Annotated in this window: 4 protein-coding genes and 1 pseudogene; 2 read left to right on the forward strand and 3 right to left on the reverse strand. The window is 67.8% G+C overall.

Translation table 11 applies throughout. From position 1 onward, the window contains the following. Positions 1-30 precede the first annotated feature (30 nt). On the reverse strand, positions 31-732 hold the full coding sequence (locus O0J15_RS19780) for an alpha/beta fold hydrolase (protein ID WP_019661696.1): 702 nt from the start codon (positions 730-732) through the stop codon (positions 31-33). Between the two features lie 137 nt (positions 733-869). Between O0J15_RS19780 and O0J15_RS19785 the strand changes: the two are divergent. Continuing rightward, positions 870-1,066, forward strand: a pseudogene (locus O0J15_RS19785) (heavy metal-binding domain-containing protein); the annotation flags it as partial. 42 nt (positions 1,067-1,108) lie between these two features. On the opposite strand, the gene O0J15_RS19790 reads toward O0J15_RS19785, so the two are convergent. Further along, entirely contained in the window at positions 1,109-3,835 is a 2,727-nt protein-coding gene (locus O0J15_RS19790; protein ID WP_308306161.1) for a bifunctional acetate--CoA ligase family protein/GNAT family N-acetyltransferase, read from the reverse strand. A 129-nt stretch (positions 3,836-3,964) separates the two neighbouring features. Continuing rightward, positions 3,965-5,335: a magnesium transporter gene (mgtE, locus tag O0J15_RS19795; RefSeq protein ID WP_019661699.1), complete on the reverse strand. Its 1,371-nt coding sequence runs from the start codon at positions 5,333-5,335 to the stop codon at positions 3,965-3,967. Between the two features lie 344 nt (positions 5,336-5,679). Here mgtE and O0J15_RS19800 point away from each other — a divergent pair, with 344 nt between their 5' ends. Continuing rightward, complete coding sequence (locus O0J15_RS19800) at positions 5,680-7,458, forward strand: monovalent cation:proton antiporter-2 (CPA2) family protein (RefSeq protein ID WP_021203487.1); 1,779 nt, start codon at positions 5,680-5,682, stop codon at positions 7,456-7,458. Positions 7,459-7,537: the final 79 nt, after the last annotated feature.

The following is a 7,537-nucleotide window of genomic DNA, read 5'->3' on the forward strand; positions in this document are numbered from 1 at the left end:
CCCCCCCCCCCCCCCCCCCCCGCGGATCCATCAGGCCTGCAACAACCAGCCTCGCATTGCCGCACTGACCTCATCCGGCTTTTCCATCGGTGCCAGGTGCCCGCAGTCCGGCACCACCACCAGCTGCGAGTGCGGCACCAGGGCGTGCATTTCCTCGCTGACCGCGAGTGGCGTAATGCGGTCGTTGGCGCCACATACGATCAGCAGCGGATCGCGGTAGCCAGCCAGCACGTCATGGCCGTCACGGCGTTCCAGCGCACTCTGGCGCAGGAACACGTCCGCGCCCAGGCGGGCGGTCATGTCACGCACACGTTGCACCAGCACGTAATCATCCAGCCGCGAGGCATCGATGTAGCTGCGCATCAGCACATCGCCGAAGCCATGGAACTTTCCGGGCAGGCGCACGCTGGCGCGCTGGCTGCGGCGCTGCTCGGCACGTTCCGGTGAATCGGCGTGGATCGAGGTATCGATCAACGCCAGCTGCAGCACGCGTTCCGGCGCGATGCGCAGGATCTGCTGGGCGACGAAACCGCCCAGCGAGAACCCGGCCAACGCAAAGCGCTCCGGCGCCTGTGCCAGCACGTCCTCGGCCACCGCCTGCAGGGTTTCGCCACGGGTCTGGTCGCCTACCGTGCAATCGGCGATGTCGGCAAGATCAGCCAACTGTGAGCGCCACAGCTCAGCGTCGTTGAGCAGGCCAGGCAGCAGCAGCAGGGGGATACGGTCGGTCATGGGGGTATTGTCGCGCCAGCACGGTGACGGAACCATGCCGCAACAGGGGGCGGATTGTAGCGTCGAGCCACGTTCGACGGCTGCATAGCCAGTGGCGCATGGCTCGACGCTACAGAAGACAGCGGCGGAGCCGCTCTTTTGGCGACACCATCACCATCTACACCGCGCTGTGCGGACAGGCCGCGAGTAAACCTGGCGCAGCAGAGACAAGCAAGCACGGCAGCTGGCTGCCAACCCGATCATCGGCATGCGCTACGACGCCATCTATGTGATGACCGGGCTGACCGTGCGGCTGTGCTATGGCACGGCGGTGGCGGTGGAACCGCAGCGGTGAGGTGATCGGCGGGCATGGCCCGGCGCTACCGATGGGCGGCGATCACGCCACCGGCGGGACGTCAGGCACTTCGACCTGCTGCACCGGCAAGGTCACCATCATCACCGTCGGGTCATCCGGGTCCAGCTTCGTCTTGAAGCCCAGGCTCTGGCACATCGCCAGCATGGTGCTGTTCTCGCGCAGCACCTGGCCTTCGACCACGTCCAGGCCCAGCCACTTGGCGTACTCGATCATGATCGCCATCAGCCGCCAGCCGATACCGTGGCCCTTCAGGTCCGAGCGGATCAGGATGCCGTACTCACCGCGGTGGTAATCGGCATCGGCGTGCAGGCGCACCGCGCCGAGCATTTCGCCACTGCGCGGTTCGATCGCCACCAGTGCGATCGAGCGTGCGTAGTCGAGCTGGGTCAGGCGCGCGATGAACTCGTGGCTGAAGTGCTTCACCGACTGGAAAAAGCGCAGGCGCAGGTCCTCGTCGCTGACGCGGGCGAAGAACGCACGGAACAGCGCGTCGTCCTCCGGCCGCACCGGACGCACGAAGGCACGGCCGCCATCGGACAGTTCGATGGTGCGCTCCCACTCCTTCGGGTACGGGAACACCGAGAAGCGCGGATGGCCACGGCCCTTGTGCAGGATGCGCGACGGCGCCACCGCCACGCGTGCGTCGAGGGCGAGGATGCCCTTGCCGTCGACCAGCAACGGATTGATGTCCAGCGTACGCACTTCGGGGATGTCGGCGGCCAGCTGTGCCAGCTTGACCAGCGCCAATGCCAGTGCGCGCTCGTCGGCGGCAGGCACATCGCCATAGGCCTTGAGGATGCGCGAGGCGCGGGTCTGGCCGATCAGCTCGTGGGCCAGGCGCAGGTCCAGCGGCGGCAGCGCCAAAGCCTTGTCATTGATGACTTCAACCGCGGTACCGCCACGGCCGACCACGATCACCGGGCCGAACGTCGCGTCATCGGCAATACCGACGATCAACTCGCGCGCCTTCGGGCGAACGATGGTCGGCTGCACCAGCAGACCATCGATGCGCGCATCCGGCCGCAGCTGGCGTGCACGCGACAGGATCGCGTTGGCCGCGCTCTGCACCGCCGGCAGGGTGGACAGGTTCAGGCGCACGCCGTCCACTTCCGACTTGTGCGGAATATCCGGCGAGAGAATCTTCAGCGCGACCGTGGCACCGCGTTCCAGCAGCGGCTGTGCCAGATCCATCGCCTCGTGCGCGTCACGCGCATGCATCACCGGCGCGGAGGGAATGCCGTAGGCCTTGAGCAGTTCATGCGTAGCCAGCGGGTCCAGCCACTGCTGGCCGTTGGCCAGCGCGGCATCGACCAGTGCGCGCGCGGCGGCCGTGTCGACGCTGAAGTCCTGCGGCAGGCTGGGCGGCGTTTCCATCAACGCGTTCTGCGCTTCGCGGTAGCGCACCAGATGCTGGAAGCCACGTACGGCTTCGGCCTCGGTCGGATAGGTCGGCACCCGCGCCGCGTTGAGCGCGGCGGTGGCCTGGTCATCGTTGCCCAGCCACACCGCGAACACCGGCTTGTCGCGGTGATGGCGCGGGCGCAGTCCGAGCGTGCGGGTAAGCGCCTGTGCGGCGTCTGCGGATGAAGTGAATGCGGTCGGCACGTTGACCACCATCACCGCATCATTCTCGTTGTCGGCCAGCAGCGCCTCGATGGCGGCGGCATAGCGATCACCATCAGCGTCGACCACGATGTCGACCGGGTTGCTGCGCGACCAGCCCTGTGGCAATACCGCATCGAGCTTCTGCACCGTGCTGTCGGACAGGGTGGCCAGCGTGCCACGCAGCGCGATCAGCTGGTCCACGGCAAGGCGACCGACGCCGCCACCATTGCTGAGAATGGCCAGGCGACGACCGGGGAAGGTCCCCAACCGGCCCAGCGATTCGGCGGCCGTGAACAGTTCGTCCAGCGCGCCCACGCGCAGCAGGCCGGCACGGTTGAAGGCGGCACCGTACACATCATCGGCACGGGCCAGGGCCTGCACATGGGTATCGCGGCTGCCCGGCTGCACGCGCTCGGCGCGCCCCGACTTCACCACCACCACCGGCTTGGCGCGGGCGGCGGCACGCGCAGCCGACATGAACTTGCGCGCGTCCTTGATCTGCTCGACGTAGAGCAGGATGGCGCGCGTACGGTAATCGGTGGCGAAGTAGTCGAGCAGGTCACCGAAGTCGACGTCCAGCGTGTCGCCCAGCGAGACCACGGCAGAGAACCCGACCGAGCGCGCCACGCCCCACTCCACCAGTGCGGCGGCGATGGCCGAGGATTCGGAGATCAACGCAAGATCACCGGCCTGCGGGAAGTGCGCGGCGATGCTGGCATTGAGCCGTGCGTGCGGCGCGATCACGCCCAGGCAATGCGGCCCGAGGATGCGCAGGCCATGCTTGCGCGCCACCGCCTCCACCTGTGCAGACAACGAACCGGGGCCTTCGCCCAGGTGCGCGGTGAGGATGATCGCCGCCTGCACGCCACGTTCGGCGGCAGTGCGCACCACCTGCGGCACGATGGCCGCTGGTGCGGTGATCACCGCCAGGTCGGGGACCCAGTCCAGGTCCTTCAGCCGCTTGACCGTGCGGATGCCATCGATCTCGGCATGCCGCGGATTGATCCACGCCACCTTGCCGGGGAAGCCGGTGCCGCGCAGGTTGCGCATCACCGCGCGGCCGGCCGAACGCTCACGCGGACTGCCGCCGATCACCGCGACCGACTGCGGACGGAACACGGACTGCAGGTGGTAGGTACTCATGCGCCTACGGTACACGGACTGGCGCGGCAACGGCATGATCGTGCGCAAGGTCCTGATACCGCACCCACGCATGGCGTGGATCTACCGCCGGGACCAGTAGATCCACGTCATGTGTGGATGACGCTCCCGTTACAACAGCGTGCCGTGCAGGATCATCGCGGCGATGCTGAAATAGATCACCAGGCCGGTCACGTCCACCAGGGTGGCCACGAACGGGGCCGAGGCGCTGGCCGGGTCGAAACCGAGCCGCTTGAGGATGAAGGGCAGCATCGAGCCGGACAGCGAGCCGAACGTGACGATGCCGACCAGCGCGGCACCGATCGTGATCGCCAGCAGTATCCAGTGCTCGCCGTAGTCGTGCAGGCCGCCCAGCTGCCAGATCACGATGCGCACGATGGCCAGGCAGCCGAGGATCGCGCCCAGCACCATGCCGGTGGGCACTTCGCGCAGGGCCACCTTCCACCAGTCGCGCAGGCGCAGCTCGCGCAGCGCCAGGCTGCGGATCAGCAGCGAGGTGGCCTGCGAACCGGAGTTGCCGCCCGAACTCATGATGAGCGGAATGAACAGGGTCAGCACCACCGCGCGCGCCAGTTCGTCCTCATAGTGCTGCATCGCGCTGGCGGTCAGCATCTCGCCCAGGAACAGCACGCTCAGCCAGCCGGCGCGCTTGCGCAGCATCTCCAGGAAGCCGATCTGCATGTAGGGCTTGTCCAGTGCCTCCATGCCGCCGAACTTGTGCGCGTCCTCGGTCGATTCCTCGATCAGCGCGTCGAGCACGTCGTCCACGGTGACGATGCCGAGCATCTGCTGCTGCGCATCGACCACCGGGATCGCCAGCAAGTCGTGGCGACGGATCAGCCGTGCCACTTCTTCCTGGTCCATCAGTGCGTCCACCGTCACCGGTGGATTGACCTGGGCCACGTCCAGGATCGACTCCTCCGGCAGGCCGGTGATCAGCCGGCGCATGGTCACCACCTGCTGCAGCTGCTGGCTGGACGGCTCCAGCACGTAGATCGCGTACACCGTTTCACGGGTGCGCTCGACCTGGCGGATGTGCTGCAGGGTCTGCGCCACGGTCCAGCTGGCGGGTACCGCCACGTACTCGGTGGTCATCAGCGCACCGGCGGTGTTCGGCGGGTAGCTGAGCAGCTTCTGGATGGCCTGGCGGGCGTCGGTGCCCAGCAGCGGGATCAACCGCGCGCGTTCTTCCTCATCCAGCTCATGGACGATGTCGGTGGCGCGGTCGTCGGCCATCAACCCGAGCAGGGCGGCAGCGCGCGCCGGGGGCAGCGCTGCCACCAGCTCGCCACTGCGGTGCAGTTCCGGCGCTTCCAGCATTTTCACTGCACGCGGCAACGGAAGGGCAGCCAGCGTTTCCGCGGCGCGGGTCAGCTCCAGCGTGTTGAGGAATTCCACCGCATCGGCAGTGTTGAAGTTCGCCAGCGGCGCGGCCAGTGCGGCGGCATCGGCCACCGGGCGCAGCAATTGCTTTTGGTTCATCGGGTTTGCCTTGTGGGGGTGCGACCTCGCGCAACGCCAACGCAGGCAAACCGTCCCGATGTCAGGCGGTGGCCATCGCTGGCGTCGAACGAGGTCGACTTCTACTGTCGCTGGACATGGGTTGGGGACTCCGGGATGCGTGTGCCGGCGGACGCGCCGCCAGCGGCGGGCAGTCTGGACCCGTGGACCATGCAGGTCAACCCGGTCCCGCCGCGGCAGCACCCTGCCCGCAGGTTGTTCTCGTGCATGCACAGGCCGGCGCGCATAATGGCGCGGTGGTGTTCGCCACGCTTTTCCCAACCCGAACGGACGCACAGCGGCTCCCCCGATGACCAGGTATTCCCATGCATAGCGGTGGTCTGGAACTGGCGCTGGTGCTGCTGCTGGCGGCGGTCATCGCCGTGCCGGTGTTCAAGAAGTTCGGCTTCGGCGCGGTGCTGGGCTACTTGGCGGCCGGTGTGGTGCTGGGCCCGGACGGGCTGGGCTTCGTGCAGGACGCCGACCGCATCCTCGGCGCCGCCGAGATCGGCGTGGTGATGTTGCTGTTCGTGATCGGCCTGGAGCTGTCACCGGCACGCCTGAAGGTGATGCGGCGCTCGGTGTTCGGCGCCGGTGCGGCACAGGTGGCGCTGTCCGGGCTGGTGCTGGGCGGCCTGCTGCTGCTCGACCACTTCCAGTGGAAGAGCGCGCTGGTGGTAGGTGTGGCGCTGGCGCTGTCATCCACGGCGGTGGGCCTGCAGCTGCTGTCCGAGCACAAGGCGATCAACAGCGACCATGGCCGGCTCGGGTTCGCCATCCTGCTGTTCCAGGACCTGATCGCGATTCCGCTGCTGGCGGCCATCCCGCTGCTGGGCGGGGTGAAGAACGAGACCCTGCGCTGGGAAGACGCCGCCGTGGCCCTCGGTGCGCTGGCAGTGGTGATCCTGTGCGGGCGACCGGTGCTGCGCAAGGTGTTCAGCATCATCGCCCGCACCCGCAGCCCGGAAGTGTTCACCGCCACCGCACTGCTGGTGGTGCTGGGCACCGCCTGGTTCATGCAGGAAGCCGGCCTCAGCCCCAGCCTCGGCGCGTTCCTGGCCGGCGTGCTGCTGTCCGATTCGGAGTTCCGGCATGAGCTGGAAGCGCAGATCGAGCCGTTCAAGGGCCTGCTGCTGGGCCTGTTCTTCATCGCGGTGGGCATGGGCATCGACCTGGACCGCATTGCCGCCGAACCGTGGATGATCGCGGCTGGCGTCGGCATCCTGCTGGTGGTCAAGTTCAGCCTGCTGTACGCGATCGGCCGCATCGCCCGGCTCAGTCCGCGGCAGTCGCTGCTGCTGGGCAGCGTGTTGTGGCTGGGCGGCGAGTTCGCTTTCGTGGTGTTCAACGAAGCGCAGCGCGCGCACCTGCTCGGCAATGCCAACCACGACCGGCTGGTGGCGATCGTGGGCCTGTCGATGGCGATCACGCCGCTGCTGATGATCGCGCTGCTCAAGCTGCTCGGCCAGGAGAAGGCCGCACCGCGCGAGGCAGCCGAGGCCGACAAGGTGGCGCCGGACAACCGCCCCAAGGTGCTGATCGCCGGAATGGGCCGCTTCGGCCAGGTCATCGCACGCCTGCTGACGGCACAGAAGGTGCCCTTCGTGGCGCTGGAGGCGAACCCGGACACCGTGGCCGACCTGCGCCGTTTCGGCAACCAGCTGTATTACGGCGACCCGACCCGGCCGGAGATGCTGCGTGCGGCGGGCGGCGAGCACATCGATGTGTTCGTGATCACCGTGGACGACCCGGAGACCAACCTGCGCGCGGTGCGCATGGTGCGCCGGCTGTACCCGGACGCGACGGTGCTGGCGCGTGCGCGCAACCGCCAGCATGCCTGGCGCCTGATGGACATGTCGGCCGAGCCGTTCCGCGAAGTGTTTGGCACCAGCCTGGAGATGAGCGGCCGCGTGCTGACCGCATTGGGCGTGGCGCCGGACGTGGCCGAACGCCATGTGCAGCGCTTCCGCGAACATGATGAGCAGCTGCTGCGTGACCAGTATCTGGTGTACGACGACGAAGCGGCCGTGATCCAGACCTCGCGCGATGCACGCAACGACCTGATGCATCTTTTCGAGGCCGACGCGGAAAGGGACGGCGAGTAGGTGTGCCGACCAACGGTCGGCACCCACCCGATCAATGGCGGACCCGGGGGTTGGGGGGGGGGGGGGGGGGGGGGGGGGG

This window comes from Stenotrophomonas sp. Sm10 (assembly GCF_030985515.1).
Taxonomy (GTDB): domain Bacteria; phylum Pseudomonadota; class Gammaproteobacteria; order Xanthomonadales; family Xanthomonadaceae; genus Stenotrophomonas; species Stenotrophomonas hibiscicola.